Origin of the sequence: Coleofasciculus sp. E2-BRE-01 (assembly GCF_040221695.1) — a bacterium.
Taxonomy (GTDB): Bacteria; Cyanobacteriota; Cyanobacteriia; order Cyanobacteriales; family Coleofasciculaceae; genus Coleofasciculus.
On sequence record NZ_JAVKEA010000082.1, the window covers coordinates 32,861 to 47,888 of the forward strand.

Sequence of the window (15,028 nt, forward strand, 5' to 3'; positions counted from 1 at the left end):
AAATAAATAGTTAACTTGGGCTAAAGTTTAGTTTTCGGGGCACCCTGGTTTTTGAGCGGATCACCAAATTCAAAGTACCCCTCCATCCAGAGATTACCCAGGGTTGCACCTTCAGCCATAAATTCAGGAATACCGCGCATATCGGCAGCACGCTTCGCCTGAGTGAAGCCCTCTTCATCACGATAGAGTACCCAAAGTTCTTCTGGGCGCAGAGCATCGACAAAGTAAGGAGAGTGAGTTGTAACCATTAACTGGCTTTGTCCAGAAGCGGTTCGGCACTCTTCGGCTAGCTCAGGTAGCAAACGAGGGTGAAGATGGTTTTCTGGTTCTTCAATGCCGATGAGTTTAGGTGGATCAGGATCATAGAGAACAGTCAAATAGGCAAACATTTTCAGGGTGCCATCTGAGGCAAATTTAGCCAAAATGGGTCTTTGAAATGGGGCATCTTTGACCTGTAAGAGCAATCGCCCATCCTGCATCATCTCGGCATCAATGCTTTCTAGGCGCGGAATCCGATCAGTAAGGGTTGTCAGAATTTGATCGAGCTGCTCAGGATACTGTTCTTTTAGATATTGAATGACATTGGGCAGGTTATCACCTGTTTCAGAGAGCCTTTCTTGAGGACCAGCTTCGGGAGTGCTACGAGTATGATCGGCAGTGAGATAAGACAGATACCAACCGCTGATAAATCGACGCAGAGCGCTCACCCGAGGATTACTTGCGAATTGTCCTAGGGTATTCACCGCGAGAATGTCAGGAGAGTCTAGCTGTTGCGGAATACGTTCGTCTTCTTTTTCCGGCATTTCACCGCTGATGACTTCACCTGTCCCCTCCTTAAAGTTCAAAAACTGAAATGGCGCACCTTGTTGTTCTCGTCGCCATTGTAGAGATTCTTCAGCCACGTAAGGACCACGAGAACCTTCGTCAATTGCCAGGTAGTAGGTGATGATTGGAGCTTTTGGCTGTTCCCTATATTTCAACTCAAAGGATATGGGACCTTCCGCCCCGCGAGTTCGCAATTCTCGAAACCGTCCCCGTCGATCCCAAGCCCGACGTAGACCAAATTGAAAGCATTCGGATAGAAATGCGAATATATCAAAAATGGTGGATTTACCACTGCCATTGGGACCTAAGAAGACGGTCAGTGGTGTAATATTTTTTAGTTCTAGATCGTGCAAAGCACGATAGTTTTTGACTCTCAGTTGTTCAATGCGGGGAATAGCGGGTTTGGGCATAGTGGATTGGATGGGTAGTCTTCTAGATTGTGCGATCGCCTTCCTTATCCCTCAGTTTGCCAAACGCTGTCTGTGATTGGCAGAACAGACGATAGCCGAGGTGATTATCGTCTGATTTTAACCTTGAACCTATATCAGGGCACGATGGTATCGTGCCCCTACCCCATCTCAGGGATAATTGATGGGTAGGGGTACGGCATTGCCGTACCCTATGATAGCTACCGATAACCTCTCAATTTAATCAATAATAAACCTTCTGCCCTCTGCCTTCTGCTATATCGCGCCAACGAATCACACCGACGATTCAATCCACCATGATCTGTCGCCTCAACAGACTCATCATTTCTCCCGAAGCACCATAAGGAATCGGTGGACTCCATTCCCTCACCTCCGCAAACCGTAAGCGATGCAGGGTTTTGATAATGCTGTTGATCCCTTTACGGGAACCGATAACCATCACCTTAATAAATTCTTTCCCGGAAACCGGATCAGTCGAAGCCTGGATAGAAACCTCAGCAGAGGGCAATTGATTCTCATTCGGCACAAAGTACGCTTGCATTTGAGTTCACCTGATTTATACCCAACGATGTTGTTGGTTCCAACAACATCTAGATCAATTCTGCCAGATGTTGTGAGTTCCAACAACATTTACTTGCGGATCATCCTCTGACACGATTAGAGGTATGGGAAAAGCGGGAAAAGCTCTCAGACAAGCATTGGAGACATACGGCATCAGTCAAAACAAGCTAGCCGTAACTTTGAAGGTTGATCGTTCAGTTGTATTTCACTGGTTTCACGAAAATCGAGATCCCTCAGCCGAAACCGTGGTGCAGATTGCTGAGGCACTTCATAGCCTCAATCCTGATGCAGCAGCAGAATTTATCCGATTGTACGTGGGTGATTTCCTCAAGAGTGATCAGGAAGGTTGAACGGAAGTTATGTCCAGATTGTAGAGACGTTGCATGCAACGTCTCTACAATGTTTTGGCTTTGGAGCTACGATAGAAACGTTAGACGTTGTTATGAAGCAGACTATTATGCTCAGTTTTAATAAAAAAATTGTGACTGATGAAGCGATGCGTCCTGTTGCGGTGTTGATTGATTATCAGGACTGGCAGAAAATTGAGCAACTATTAGAGGCTTATCAATTACAACAAAAACAAGAATTTAATTTAAACCAGTATGCAGGTGTGATTCAATTAACTCAAGATCCTTTGGAGTATCAGCAGCAAATGAGGGATGAGTGGCATTGACGCAGAATTTAATTGTATTGGATACGAATGTAGTTTTGTACTTCTTAGGGGGGCGTTTAACTAACCCGTTACCGTCAGGACAGTATTTTGTGTCAGTGATTACTGAAATTGAATTGTTATCCTATCTTAGTCTCAGTTCAGATGAATAAGTACAGATTCGGGATTTCTTAGCCAAGCTTACAGTGGTGGAACTTGAGAGTAATATCAAAGATTTAGCAATTACATTTCGGAAACAATACAAACTGAGACTTCCTGATGCAATAATTGCTGCAACAATCAGCCACTCCCTCTAACCTCGCTACAATAGAAGACTGGAGCATAACGCTTCATATCTGTAAGGGGGATAAAGACGATGGGTTTGCCAATAGTTGCTGTAATCGGACGCCCGAATGTGGGCAAATCAACGCTTGTCAATCGGTTAGCCGGGGTGATGGATGCGATAGTTCATGATCAACCGGGAGTTACCCGCGATCGCACGTATCGACCCGCGTTCTGGCAAGACCGGGATTACTCGATTGTAGACACCGGGGGGTTGGTTTTTGATGATGATACCGAATTTCTGCCCCTGATTCGAGAACAGGCAATGGCAGCCCTCAGCGAAGCCAGCGCCGCTATATTAGTCGTCGATGGTCAAGCGGGTCTCACGGCGGCTGATCAGGCGATCGCAGATTGGCTACGCCAGCATCCTGTCCCCGTTGTCCTGGCTGTAAACAAGTGCGAATCCCCCCAACAAGGACTAATCCAAGCGGCTGAGTTTTGGGAACTCGGTTTAGGTGAACCCTTTCCTGTCTCTGGGATTCACGGTGCAGGAACCGGGGAACTCCTGGATCAACTGATTACCCATTTGCCCACGGTGGGAATACTCCCCGATACCTTAGAAATTAACGTGGCGATTGTCGGACGCCCGAATGTGGGTAAATCTAGTCTATTAAATGCCCTGACGGGAGAAAAACGTGCGATCGTCAGTTCCGTTTCTGGTACTACCCGCGATGCCATTGATATGATTGTCGAACGCCCCGGAAACCCAGAAACCGAGACTGAATCTCAACTCTATCGTCTTATTGATACCGCAGGCATTCGCAGGAAGAAAAACGTCGAATATGGACCGGAATTTTTTGGCATTAATCGAGCCTTCAAAGCTATTCGCCGTGCTGATGTGGTTCTCTTCGTGGTTGATGCCCTAGATGGTGTTACCGAACAAGACCAAAAACTTGCTGGACGCATTGCTGAAGACGGACGGGCGGCGGTTATCTTGGTAAACAAATGGGATGCGATTGAAAAAGATACCTATACGATCTATGAATACGAAAAACTGCTGAAAAATCGCCTCTATTTTGTTGAATGGGCACCGATGATTTTTGTCAGCGCCTTAACCGGAAAACGAGTAGACAAAATTCTCGATTTAGTCGATACTGTTGCCGCAGAACACCAGCGTCGCGTCAGTACGTCTGTGATTAATGAAGTGCTTGCAGAAGCCATTAACTGGCATTCCCCGCCCACCAACCGCCAAGGACGCCAAGGCAAAATTTACTACGGCACCCAGGTTAAAACTAAACCCCCAACGATTGCCCTGTTTGTCAATGATCCGAAACGATTTAATGAAAACTATCGCCGCTATATTGAGCGTCAATTTCGCCAACAACTGGGTTTTACCGGGACACCCTTGCGTCTATTATGGCGTGGGAAGAAAGTCCGCGATGTTGAAAGCAGCAATGCTAATCGAGCCGTTCGGGTTTAATTTGTCCTTTGTCCTTGGTCTTATGTCCTTTATCAATGGTCAAAACAAGAGTGAGATGGGATACATTGATTCTTGACAACCTTCGAGGGCATATTTTTGCCTATTTCCCATTCCCTTTTGCCGAATAACGAATGACGTAGCTTGCTTCTCGATGAAAGCGAGTATGACAAATGACGAATGACGAATGACGAATGACAAACCATGGACTTACTGCGATCGCTCCCGTTAGGGCTATACCTGGAACAACCTGTAACTTGGCTCCATTACCTGGATTCTCGGGTAAAACTTATCTGGTTAATGAGCTTTTTGGCAGTACCTTTATTAGCCAATCCCTATTGCCGTTTGGCAGTTGTTGTGGTATTGATTTTGTTCACCCTGTCAGCCCGTATTCCGTTACGGGTTTGGCGTCAGCAAATGGGTTGGCTGTTGATGCTAGCGGTATTTGTCTTTATTCTCACCGCGATCGCACCCGATGGATTGGCGGTTGATCATCAGTATCGGCTTCCTGAGGCGGACATTCTCATGGTTGAGTCTGCTGAAACCTCAGCACAGGAATCGCCTCAACCTAGACCCTGGTATAATCCCTTTGGCATCGGACGTGAATCGGTTCCAGAGGCTTCTGAAAGTGAAACCATTATCCTGACCAATTTACCCCAACCGACTGACTACAGATATATTCTCCTAGAAGCGGGTCCAGTAACAATTACCCGTCGCTCATTGGATCTAGCGGTTCGAGTCAGTACCGTAATTTTTACACTAATTTATAGTACCAATCTTTACTTGCTCACCACCGCCCCAGAAGAAATTACCGCCGGGTTAGAAAGTCTAATGCTTCCCTTACGGCGTCTGAATATTCCAGTGACAGAAATTGCTCTGACATTAACCTTATCCTTGCGTTTTATTCCCTTAGTTTTGGAGGAAGTGCAAAATTTAGTTCGTTCGATTCGGACTCGGGCGATTAACTGGAAAAAGCTAGGGGTTCGCCGCAGCGCTCAAGTTTGGATTATGGTGACTGAACGGTTATTAGAAAACCTACTCATGCGAGCCGATCAAATTGCCAAAGCCATGACAGTGCGTGGTTTTACCAGTCCCAACCAGCATCGAGTCCAATGGCATCAACTGCGTTTACACTGGGGAGACTGGATCGCGATCGCGACTTTAGCTCCGTTTTGGGTAGCGCGGCTGATTTGGGGAGGAATGGGGTGATGGAGATACGGTAAAAAGAATGATGACTGAAATCACATATTTGTAGGGGCGGGTTTAGCCACTCAATCTGCTTATTACTGATAACGGAACAACAAAACCCGCCCTTACTTATGATCAAAAATAGATTGTTGAGTCGCTCGATTCTCTATTCATCCGTGGAATTCTGACAACGCGAATTGTGTGGATAAGACTCACAGAATTCGTCTAAATCTGTTGAATAAGTCTCGGAATCCTCGACTGTTGTTTCTTGAGTTTCCGGTTCCTCTTCAGCAGGAATTTCCGCGAAAATTCCCGTTAATCGTTCCAAATTGCTTCTTAACGTCAGTCCCAATTCCCGTTCGGTTACTAAGGTCAAAACCTGTGTCGTTGCGGGATCAGATTCTCCGGTGAAACCTACCTCTATTTGGGCAATCTTATCCGGTTTTGTGAAAACGGCACCCAGAACGCCAAACAGCAAGGTATTACCAATAATCCGACCCACGTTAGCTTTTTTGCCTTCTTGATAGGTTAGGGTATCAACATTACTTGCCGCAACAGTAATTTCCTGGGTTGGTCTTTCATCATCCAAAACCGCGAGGCGATCGCCTTGTTCAATATAAGCGGTGATGATTCCCTCAGTGAGGGAGATTTTGCATTTACCGGATAGATCCGTTTCACCAGAAGTTAAAGCGCACAGTCCCTCATGACCCGAACGCTGTTTGAGCGATACGGGGGGTTCGTAGCCTTCACAGCGCGAATTTAAGGGGAATTTTGTGCATAAGGTGTAAAGGTCAACTTCCGGGTTAGCTTGTGCGGGATTTGAGGCGGCGAGAAAAAAACTGGTTAAGGAGGTAGTCGCTAGGACTGTGGTTGTGGTTCCGGTGAGAATCAGACGATTCAGTTTAGGGTAGAAGCTGGAAGTCATCGTTCATATCCAAATTATGCCGTCGCTGGAACGTATATCTCGGTAGTGTCAGCTTATGCAGGTTGAATTCCCTGTTCCCTGTTCCCTGTTCCCTGTTCCCTAACAAATGACCAATGACCAATAACCAATAACAAGCGGTAGGATGATAAATCTACAGTTCTTAGTATCGGTCTATACTTAATCACTCTGCCATTGTTGCCAGTTTATTGCTGATGACGGGAGTGAAACGCTGAAACTGAGAACTGTTGTTGTGTGTGTGAGGTTGGAAAACCCCTTCGTTCATGCTGTCTCTATTCGCCAATTTCTCGCTGGCTCAAGTTGTTATCCCTGTCCCCCCGACAACCCCAACTCCTCCTCCCGCCCAGGAATTGGTGGTGCAACCTCAACAAATACGACCGTTACCAGGACAACTGGATCAGATACCTGTCTTTAATAGCAATAGTCCCGAAGTGATCCAAACCGAGGGGATTTTACTGTCAACCTTCCCCCCTTACGGAAAAGCGAGTCCTGGCGCTCATTTAAATTTCCCGCTTTCTGGACGCTTTGATATCTTTGCTCATCATATCGCCCGCTCCAATACGCCAGAGGAATGGCGACCCATGTACCAAGGGGTTCTGGTTCACAATGCGGGGAGTCAACCTGTAACCTTAGATATTTTGCAAGCGGTAAGTTATGTAACCAATCCGGATGCTCCGTTTATCAACTTACCGCCTTATATGGATAATCCCTTTGGCTTAGTCTACTCTGGTCCCGGTTCACGGGTAGCGACTGATGTCTTGCGTGGTGTGCATCAATCCTCATTTCCTTCTCAAGTTGTTATTCCGCCGCGACAGAGCGAAATGGTATTCAATTTACCGATCGCGTTAGGCAATTCCCGGTCTACGTTGATGCGTCTGCGAACCAATCGACCTGTTTATATGGCAAGTTTAGCCATGTATGCACCCCTGAACTCTGATCGCAAAGTGGATGGAAAACCTTCAGGGACACCTGCACTTCCCTATCGTCCACCAACTCTTGACGAATGGCGGTATTTATTATTTAAAGGCAATTTAGCCGGACCACGCGATCGCATCCCGACACCACCCAACCAGACGGACGGTAAGATTGTCTATGGTCGGGTCGCAGGTGTGGCGGTCGGTTCTCAATGGCGTACTGAGGTCGTTGATCGTCCGGGTGCATCGAATCTGAGTATTCCTCAACCGGGTCAAGCGTTTTCCTATCCCCTAAGTACAGTACCGTTTATCACCTTAGGTACTGATCAGGTACAGAGTGCGCCTCTAAAAGTCCGTTATCCGGATACTGCTCATCGCGCCCATGGCAATTATGGAGTGCAGTATCACCTTACTTTGCCTTTGGTTAACCGGACAGATGCTTCACAAACCGTAACCTTGGCGATTCAAACCCCGCTGAAACCCGACGAAGAAGAAGAAACTGACAGACTGCACTTTTTGAATCCTCCCGATTCCCAAGTCTTCTTTCGGGGTACCGTACAACTACGCTACACCGATGACCGGGGGTTAGCCCGCACCCGTTCGGTTCATCTGGTACAACATCGGGGTCAAGCTGGGGAGCCATTGTTAACCCTAAAAATGCCTCCCGGCGATCGCCGTTTGGTTGAGGTAGATTTTATCTATCCCGCAGATGCAACCCCACCCCAGGTGTTAACTATTCGGACTCTGCGATCGCCTTAAGAAGGCAGGGGGAGCTGGGGGAGATGGGGGAGATGGGGGAGATGGGGGAGATGAGGGAGCAAACAAATGACAAATGACAAATGACAAATGACAAATGACAAATGACAAATGACAATCTAAATTATTCCCACCTCCTTAGTTTAGCCATCTGGGAACTGCCAACAGGGAATCCGTTCAATATCGTGGCTACCGCAGTGATTACAGGCACTATTTAACGATGAGTCTACCCATTCATCACCGCAATGACGACAATGACAAAAAATATTGTTTTGATTAGCGATTTCGATTTTCTGACGCCATTGGTTCAACAGAGTATTATCTTGTTCGTTTTCGTTGCCAATTTCTGACATAGTATTTCTAAAATAAATGTAACTTTATCTTCCCCTACTTCCCCTGCTTCCCCTGCTCCCCCTGCTTCCCCTGCTCCCTCTGCTTCCCCTGCTTCCTCTGCTTCCCCTGCTCCCTCTGCTTCCCCTGCTCCCCCTGCTCCCCCTGCTCCCCCTGCTTCATCGTATCTACGAAGCTGCTTAAGTATTTTTGCCGTGCTGCACTAGGGCAAACCTCCCCGAAGAGGACGATACAATTGTTAGTGCCAATGCTTTCAGAACAATGGAAATTTACTGCACTCGTCCCACCTGTCCTCGCCCCCAAAACTTTTTTGCCGATCTCGATGACAAGGCGACACTGCAAACGGCACAACAGAAGTATTGTACAGCTTGTGGGATGCCCCTGATTTTAGTGGGTCGCTATCTTCCTACCAAGTTACTGGGTCAGGGCGGGTTTGGTACCGCATTTCTAGCCCGCGATCGCTATACGCCAACGATGCGTGATTGTGTCGTGAAGCAGTTCCAGCCGTCTGGTGATTTAAGCCCCCAACAACTTGCCATTGCCCAAGGTTTATTTGAACGGGAAGCGGAGGTATTAGAACAACTCGGTAATGATCATCCCCAAATTCCCAATCTTTATGCCTTTTTCCCTTTAAGTGTTAGTAATCTGCACCAATCGGGTAAAGAAGACCAGTTTTTCTACTTAGTCCAGGAATTTATTGATGGACAAGACTTGGAGGAGGAACTGCAAACCAAAGGGACATTCTCTGAAGCTGAAGTCCTAGAAGTGTTACGGGCAATGCTGAAGGTACTCCAGTTTGTCCATGATAATGGTTCAATCCATCGGGATATTAAGCCCTCTAATATCATGCGTCACCAGAATGGACGCTTGTACCTGTTGGATTTTGGTGCGGTTAAACAAGTCACCAAAGGCGCAGCAGGAACCCCCTCTGGCAAATCCACGGGAATTTATTCGATGGGATTTGCGCCACCCGAACAGATGTCAGGGGCGCAAGTTTACCCGTCAACGGATTTGTATGCGTTGGCGGTAACGTTGATTATGTTGCTGACGGGGAAAGAGCCAGAAGAGTTATATGATTCTTACAATAACTCCTGGAACTGGAGACCCTATACCCAAGTTAGTGATACGCTAGCAGACGTCTTAAACCGTATGCTTCTGTCAACCCCAAATAAACGCTTTCAATCGGCTCAAGAGGTGATGGACGCCCTGAAACCGCGTCGAACTCCCCCAGCACCACCACCTCCACCGCCTCCTGCTCCCAAACCCCAACCAGCCGTTCAACAACAACCTGTGGTTCAACCGCAACCTGTGGTTCAGCAACAACCCGCGATTCAGCGACCCAAATCCCGTTTTACCCTATCAGAAACGTTAATCAGCGCAGGGTTTACTGGCTTTGAAGGGGCGTTACTGTTTATTGCTCTGAAAAGTTTTTTGGGTATCTCTGGGATTAGTGTAGGATTAGTGGGAATGATTGTCGGGGGTTTAATTTATACACAATACCGCCGGATTATTGAAGGCAAAGACTTGCTAATTTTAGCTGGAATAACGCTGGTTCTATTGTTCATACCAGCATTACGGGTTGGGTTATCAATCCCTGGCGTCATCTTAACTGGAGCGTTTGTCGCTGCTGGTGCGATCGCCATCACTGCTCTATTTCGCTTGATTTACTTATTATTGTCTCGTTTCCTGTAAAGGCAAGGATGATGAAAGGCGCGATCGCGACTCAAAACCAGGTTCCCTTGAACGAAGTTAAGGATTCCGTAGCCAAGACTGATGAATCAGGGCGAGTTTTGCTTTTCAGTTATTGGTGAATAGCTGACCTGAGTCTCTAAACCCGCCCCTACAATTGATTTATAACTTATATATAACTGATAACTTATGACTTCTTTGGATATGAACAATGGAAATCCACTGCACTCGCCCCCATTGCCCTCGTCCCCAAAACTTCTTTGCTGAACTGGATCAGAAAGCCACGCTGCAAACAGCACAGCAGAGATATTGTACAGCTTGTGGAATACCACTTATTTTGGGGGGTCGTTATATTCCAACCCAGTTGCTAAATCAGGGGGGGTTTGGCACAACGTTTTTGGCACGCGATCGCCACACCCCAATGATGCGCTATTGTGTCGTCAAACAGTTTCAGCCTTCTGATCAATTAAATCCCTCCCAACTCGCTAAAGCTCAAGACTTATTTGAGCAAGAGGCAGAAGTTTTAGAAAAACTGGGTAATACTCATCCTCAAATTCCTAATCTCTATGCCTTTTTCCCCTTAAGTGTTGCCAAGTTATCCCAACCGGATACTCAAGATAAATTCTTTTATTTGGTACAGGAATTTATTGATGGGCAAGATTTAGAAGAAGAACTGAAAACCAAAGGAACATTCTCTGAACCTGAAGTTATAGAAATTCTCAGAGAAATGCTGGCAGTCCTCAAGTTTGTCCATGAGAATGGTTCAATCCATCGAGATATTAAACCCTCCAATATTATGCGTCACCGGAATGGACGGTTGTACCTGTTGGATTTTGGTGCAGTTAAGCAAGTCAGCAAAACAGCAGGGGAAAGATCGTCTATATCCTCAACGGGTATTTATTCTCCTGGATATGCTCCACCTGAACAGATGAGAGGGGGAGAAGTTAAAGCTTCCTCTGACTTGTATGCCTTAGCTGTGACAATAGTTGTCTTGTTGACAGGTAAAGATCTCAAAGATCTGCGCGATTCCCATACTAATTGTTGGCATTGGAAACAGTATATTCAAGTTAGCGATACTCTAGCAGATGTATTAGATAAGCTGCTCTTAGAAGCACCCGTTCAGCGTTTTCAATCGGCTCAAGAGGTGATAGATTTTATGAACTCGAAACCATTATCACCTCCGACTCAATCTTCACAACAACCCCATTCCCCAATTCCGCCGATTCCGCCAATTCCGCCGATTCCACCTCGTTCACTATCAGAAATTTTTGCGAAAGCGGCATTTGTCGGATTTGAAGGTGGATTACTTTTCATTGTTATAAATAGTTTACTGGGTATTTCAGGTATAAGTGTGGGAGTATTGGGTATGGTTGTTGGCGGTTTAGTTTATACACAATACAATCACCGGATTAAAAACAAAAATTTGCTAATTATTAGCGGAATTACTTTTGCTGTCTTGCTCATCCCTCTACTAGGGAGCGGCTGGTCTATCCTAGAAGTGGTCATTACTGGAGGGATTGCTGCTGCGAGTGCGATCGCGATAACGGCTCTATTTCGCTTGATATATTTGCTATTGTCGCGTTTGCTAGGAAGATCAGGGTATTCTTAGAACCTTATAAGAGGGCGGGTTTTGTTGATGAATTATTGGTGGATATCTGAATTTAGTCCCTAAACCCGCCCCTACAATTGACTGATTTATGCTCAAATTTCCCAACTTCCCCAGCTTCCCAGCTCCCTCTGCTCCCTACCTTCACAGATTTCCCCACTTAGCGTCCAGTATAGGTGACAAAGATATCCTTGTTTACGGTAACTGCTACAGGAGCATCTGGATCGTACACCGATGAGGTCGTATTGCCAAAGGGTAAATTTCCCTCTGAGTCACATCCGGGTAAGAAAACCTCATAGAAGGGTTCAGCGACTGAGGGGACTAGCCTGAGTTGAGTTCCCATCGCCGCCGCTAGACTGTTGGCTCGGTTTTGAGCATCTTCAACGGCTGATTGATAAGCGGCTTGGACTAGGGCTTGACAGTTATTCACCGCATATTCTACGTTAACTGTACTGATCAGAATCGCTTCAATCGGGCTGGCTGCATCCGTTGCTGTATTGACAATTTCCTCTAAGCGATCGCGGTTAGGATTGTCCACGGTGACCACAAGTTGCGCTCCTCCTTCTGTGGCGGTGGAGGGAAAAGGAAAAGGTAAAAAGCTACCACTGGGTTCAATAATTTCTAAGTCAATCGCTTGATCAGAAACGCCAATAGCTTGGAGTGCATCCAGAATGGGTTGCAACATCTCTAAGGTGACGTTCTCTTCTGAGGGTTCAAATTGAGACAAGACTCCCTCTGGCGGCGACGGATAGTTTCTGGCAAATTTAAACAGGAGACTAGCTCTATCAGCAGGTTGACTGGCTCGACCTTTGCCAATCACCCGAAACGTGGGTTCTTCGCTGGGTGGTGGATAAAATAACTGGCTGATTTGACGAGCATCGGGCGTTGAGTCGTTACTGATAGTCTCAGTCCTACCTGGATTAGGAATTAAACTTGTCGTGATAACAGCGACAACCAAAGATGACATAACTCTTTTTTTCATTTTGCCCGATTCTCCTGACCCCATGGCGAAATACAGTAGTTCAATTATCCAATAGCAAAATTATCCTAGCCCAGTTCCGCCCAAAAATGTACTACTTCCTTTATTGAAGCCAGCAAAAATTGTCAAAAAAAGCCACCACCCAATCAAAGATTATGGTGGTGGAGGGTATCATGAGGAAATTTTCTCTTGTCTTCCGGGTAGCCCGGTAAAATCTGAAATCAAATTAACTGTCATAAATTCGAGATTCCAGGGCTTCAGGATATTCTTGGCAATATTCCTCAAACGCTGTTTGGGGGAGTTTTTCTGCCCGTTGGTGTGCAGCTTCCGCTTGCAGTTCTTCCACAATATCCCAGGCGGCGGCACATTCTTTAGAGGTTGGTCCTTTTTGGGCGCAGACAGCCCGTGCTTCTTCTACCGCTTTGCGGATTTCGTCTTCAAGAAGTACGCTCTTGGGTTTATCGAGAAAGTCTCCTTTAGCCAGAATATCGGTAATAGAGATAATACCCAGGAGTTTGTCCTTGATCACTGGAGCGCGGCGAATGCCTGTATTGGCAAACAATCGCGCTACGTACTCTACACCGAGGTCAGGATTGACCACGATGCAGGGCTTATTCATAATTTCATAAACCCGGACTTTTTTGGGATCTTTGCCATAGGCAATCACTTTATAAACAATATCCGTTTCCGTGACGATGCCATAAGCATCTTGGTCATGGCGGCGATCTACAATTAAAGCCCGTAGACCCATATCGTTCATCAAATCCACAGCATCAGCTACGGTGGCTGAACCGCGAATGGTGACCACATCAGTGGTCATGATGTCTTGAGCCTTCATCATCATGTCAGTTTCTCCTGGACGTTGATCTGCCTTTATGATGCGACAGGGAAGTCGGATCAGTCCTCAGACAATGCTTACGTTGGAAGCTGATTCTTCCAAGCCCCGAACTCTGAGAGATTAGGGTCATTGACCTGTAGGGACTTCTATCGTGGAGCATTTTTGATTAAGGTTGTCTCTTGTTGCTCTACCTGGAGAGTCCCACGGACTTTACCGTCATTTTAGCGCGATTTAAGTATTATTGCTTATCTAGAGACTCGACTCATGCCCTATAGATTTGATGGGTGAGACGATAGGGGGATCTCTGAAATCCTGATGTTTTGGTCTACCCCCGACAATGCCCAGGGAGTAGACACGATTTGCACGAGACAGGGCGACCCGATCAAATTGAGTGGACTAGTGTTGTTAATTGGTGCAGGCGGGTCGCCCCTACACAAAAACCCGTACCGTTAGCATTAATTAACAATTACATATTCCCTAAACTTAGGACGAAAGCGAACCAAACAACGCTGGTAAAAACTGTTTAGGGTCGATATCTTAATTCCCAGCTCGTTAGAAATTTCTTTCCAGGAGTAGCCAGCCATCACCTTGAGAGCTAAAAACTTAAAATTAGCGACAGGCTGATTCACAATATGAGTACTTTGGAAAATTCCTTCTGGATCTTCCTGCAAAACATCAATAACTTCTTGTAAAATCGAAGGGGTTGATGAATGAGGAAGTTGTAGGGACGTTTTTTGTTCCAGTTGTTCCAGCGTTAATCGGGTCACTTGACGCTGATATGTCCGCTGAAACCCCTTGGGCATCACTTCACGACTGGCTGCGATAAAAAACCGCTTCGCGAATAGAAAGTTGACCCAGGATAAGACATCATACTGAGGATTATACCTATCAATGTTTTCGCAGATGTAACAGAATAGTTTTTGCTGGGCTTCGGCATAAATATCGTCATAGAAGCCTCTAAATTTACCTTTATGCGGACGGCAAAGCCTACCCGATTGTAAAATTTCTTTGATCAATTTAGCTAGAGCCAGTTGTCTGTTTTGGCTTTTCGTCGGAGATTGCTGGGCGGTGAGAGCCAGTTGTTTTAGGCGGGCGTTGAGTTCGTTCATGGGTGGGGTGTCGTTATACTGGAAACAAGGTTGTTTAATAGCTTGCTGACAGTATCGAACGCCCTTTAGATGACTTCAATGGGAAAAAGTCGGATGGTTCGCTGAGGCTTGTATCAGGTTTTATCAGTTCTGGGGTAAGTGACATCAGGAAAAGTCTGTTATTTGTTATTTGTTATTCGTCATTCGTCATACTCGCTTCGCGAGAAGCAAGCTACGTCATTTGTGGAAGAGTGCTTGCACTTCATTGGGGCGGGTTTAGTGACATCCGGGTGAAAACGAAACGTTAAGGGTAAAACCATGGGTGTCAACTTAAGCCACATTACCCACGATAGGATACTGGGTGTGGGGTATGGGGTGTGGGGTGTGGGGGAAAGCGAGCAATTTTGGGGAGCTATGTATTAAACGGAACCTGTTTGAAAAAAACATTGTGGAT

Annotated in this window: 14 protein-coding genes and 1 pseudogene; 8 read left to right on the forward strand and 7 right to left on the reverse strand. The window is 46.3% G+C overall.

Going from position 1 to position 15,028, the window contains the following annotated elements; genetic code table 11:
• Window positions 1–20: 20 nt before the first annotated feature.
• Both RIG66_RS09930 and RIG66_RS09935 read right to left on the reverse strand, forming a co-directional pair.
• Window positions 21–1,235 carry an AAA family ATPase gene (locus tag RIG66_RS09930; RefSeq protein ID WP_446377560.1) on the reverse strand — a complete coding sequence of 405 codons (1,215 nt, stop codon included), beginning with the start codon at window positions 1,233–1,235 and terminating at the stop codon, window positions 21–23.
• A gap of 304 nt (window positions 1,236–1,539) precedes the next feature.
• A complete protein-coding gene (locus RIG66_RS09935; RefSeq protein WP_446377562.1) occupies window positions 1,540–1,794 on the reverse strand; it encodes a hypothetical protein in 255 nt (84 codons plus the stop codon).
• Window positions 1,795–1,918: 124 nt separating this feature from the next.
• Here RIG66_RS09935 and RIG66_RS09940 point away from each other — a divergent pair, with 124 nt between their 5' ends.
• The 5 genes and pseudogenes from RIG66_RS09940 (at window position 1,919) to RIG66_RS09960 (ending at window position 5,431) form a co-directional block, all read left to right on the forward strand.
• Window positions 1,919–2,164, forward strand: coding sequence for a helix-turn-helix domain-containing protein (locus RIG66_RS09940; RefSeq protein ID WP_446340516.1), 246 nt, complete (start codon window positions 1,919–1,921; stop codon window positions 2,162–2,164).
• 107 nt (window positions 2,165–2,271) lie between these two features.
• Entirely contained in the window at window positions 2,272–2,487 is a 216-nt protein-coding gene (locus RIG66_RS09945) for a hypothetical protein (RefSeq protein WP_446340527.1), read from the forward strand.
• Window positions 2,478–2,762 (forward strand): annotated as a pseudogene (locus tag RIG66_RS09950) (PIN domain-containing protein); the annotation flags it as partial. The gene RIG66_RS09945 and the pseudogene RIG66_RS09950, both read left to right, overlap by 10 nt.
• Window positions 2,763–2,839: 77 nt before the next feature.
• Window positions 2,840–4,225: a ribosome biogenesis GTPase Der gene (der, locus tag RIG66_RS09955; protein WP_446377564.1), complete on the forward strand. Its 1,386-nt coding sequence runs from the start codon at window positions 2,840–2,842 to the stop codon at window positions 4,223–4,225.
• A 201-nt stretch (window positions 4,226–4,426) separates the two neighbouring features.
• A complete protein-coding gene (locus RIG66_RS09960) occupies window positions 4,427–5,431 on the forward strand; it encodes an energy-coupling factor transporter transmembrane component T family protein (protein ID WP_446377566.1) in 1,005 nt (334 codons plus the stop codon).
• A 145-nt stretch (window positions 5,432–5,576) separates the two neighbouring features.
• Here the strand turns inward: RIG66_RS09960 and RIG66_RS09965 are convergent, their stop codons facing one another.
• On the reverse strand, window positions 5,577–6,335 hold the full coding sequence (locus RIG66_RS09965) for a hypothetical protein (protein ID WP_446377568.1): 759 nt from the start codon (window positions 6,333–6,335) through the stop codon (window positions 5,577–5,579).
• 281 nt (window positions 6,336–6,616) lie between these two features.
• Between RIG66_RS09965 and RIG66_RS09970 the strand changes: the two genes are divergently transcribed.
• A complete protein-coding gene (locus tag RIG66_RS09970; RefSeq protein WP_446377570.1) occupies window positions 6,617–8,026 on the forward strand; it encodes a DUF3370 domain-containing protein in 1,410 nt (469 codons plus the stop codon).
• A 140-nt stretch (window positions 8,027–8,166) separates the two neighbouring features.
• Here RIG66_RS09970 and RIG66_RS09975 read toward each other — a convergent pair whose 3' ends face one another.
• Window positions 8,167–8,376 (reverse strand): hypothetical protein, encoded by a 210-nt coding sequence (locus RIG66_RS09975; protein WP_446377572.1) that lies wholly within the window; start codon window positions 8,374–8,376, stop codon window positions 8,167–8,169.
• Between the two features lie 259 nt (window positions 8,377–8,635).
• Between RIG66_RS09975 and RIG66_RS09980 the strand changes: the two genes are divergently transcribed.
• Window positions 8,636–10,066, forward strand: a complete 1,431-nt coding sequence (locus tag RIG66_RS09980) for a protein kinase domain-containing protein (RefSeq protein WP_446377582.1) — start codon at window positions 8,636–8,638, stop codon at window positions 10,064–10,066.
• A 208-nt stretch (window positions 10,067–10,274) separates the two neighbouring features.
• Window positions 10,275–11,672: a protein kinase domain-containing protein gene (locus RIG66_RS09985; protein WP_446377574.1), complete on the forward strand. Its 1,398-nt coding sequence runs from the start codon at window positions 10,275–10,277 to the stop codon at window positions 11,670–11,672.
• Window positions 11,673–11,829: 157 nt separating this feature from the next.
• Here RIG66_RS09985 and RIG66_RS09990 read toward each other — a convergent pair whose 3' ends face one another.
• From RIG66_RS09990 to RIG66_RS10000, 3 genes are all read right to left on the reverse strand, one after another.
• Window positions 11,830–12,651 carry an SIMPL domain-containing protein gene (locus RIG66_RS09990; RefSeq protein ID WP_446377576.1) on the reverse strand — a complete coding sequence of 274 codons (822 nt, stop codon included), beginning with the start codon at window positions 12,649–12,651 and terminating at the stop codon, window positions 11,830–11,832.
• A 223-nt stretch (window positions 12,652–12,874) separates the two neighbouring features.
• Window positions 12,875–13,492, reverse strand: a complete 618-nt coding sequence (locus RIG66_RS09995; RefSeq protein ID WP_446377578.1) for a CP12 domain-containing protein — start codon at window positions 13,490–13,492, stop codon at window positions 12,875–12,877.
• A 449-nt stretch (window positions 13,493–13,941) separates the two neighbouring features.
• Window positions 13,942–14,595 (reverse strand): sigma-70 family RNA polymerase sigma factor, encoded by a 654-nt coding sequence (locus tag RIG66_RS10000; RefSeq protein ID WP_446377580.1) that lies wholly within the window; start codon window positions 14,593–14,595, stop codon window positions 13,942–13,944.
• Window positions 14,596–15,028 lie beyond the last annotated feature (433 nt).

Excerpts from the sequence above, each read along its gene's own strand:
- RIG66_RS09930 (WP_446377560.1), bottom strand. The coding sequence starts at position 1,235 with ATGCCCAAACCCGCTATTCCCCGCATTGAACAACTGAGAGTCAAAAAC.
- RIG66_RS10000 (WP_446377580.1), bottom strand. The coding sequence starts at position 14,595 with ATGAACGAACTCAACGCCCGCCTAAAACAACTGGCTCTCACCGCCCAG.
- RIG66_RS09995 (WP_446377578.1), bottom strand. The coding sequence starts at position 13,492 with ATGATGATGAAGGCTCAAGACATCATGACCACTGATGTGGTCACCATT.
- RIG66_RS09975 (WP_446377572.1), bottom strand. The coding sequence starts at position 8,376 with ATGTCAGAAATTGGCAACGAAAACGAACAAGATAATACTCTGTTGAAC.
- RIG66_RS09980 (WP_446377582.1), top strand. The coding sequence starts at position 8,636 with ATGGAAATTTACTGCACTCGTCCCACCTGTCCTCGCCCCCAAAACTTT.
- RIG66_RS09960 (WP_446377566.1), top strand. The coding sequence starts at position 4,427 with ATGGACTTACTGCGATCGCTCCCGTTAGGGCTATACCTGGAACAACCT.
- RIG66_RS09970 (WP_446377570.1), top strand. The coding sequence starts at position 6,617 with ATGCTGTCTCTATTCGCCAATTTCTCGCTGGCTCAAGTTGTTATCCCT.
- RIG66_RS09990 (WP_446377576.1), bottom strand. The coding sequence starts at position 12,651 with ATGAAAAAAAGAGTTATGTCATCTTTGGTTGTCGCTGTTATCACGACA.
- RIG66_RS09945 (WP_446340527.1), top strand. The coding sequence starts at position 2,272 with ATGCTCAGTTTTAATAAAAAAATTGTGACTGATGAAGCGATGCGTCCT.
- RIG66_RS09985 (WP_446377574.1), top strand. The coding sequence starts at position 10,275 with ATGGAAATCCACTGCACTCGCCCCCATTGCCCTCGTCCCCAAAACTTC.
- der (WP_446377564.1), top strand. The coding sequence starts at position 2,840 with ATGGGTTTGCCAATAGTTGCTGTAATCGGACGCCCGAATGTGGGCAAA.
- RIG66_RS09965 (WP_446377568.1), bottom strand. The coding sequence starts at position 6,335 with ATGACTTCCAGCTTCTACCCTAAACTGAATCGTCTGATTCTCACCGGA.
- RIG66_RS09935 (WP_446377562.1), bottom strand. The coding sequence starts at position 1,794 with ATGCAAGCGTACTTTGTGCCGAATGAGAATCAATTGCCCTCTGCTGAG.
- RIG66_RS09940 (WP_446340516.1), top strand. The coding sequence starts at position 1,919 with ATGGGAAAAGCGGGAAAAGCTCTCAGACAAGCATTGGAGACATACGGC.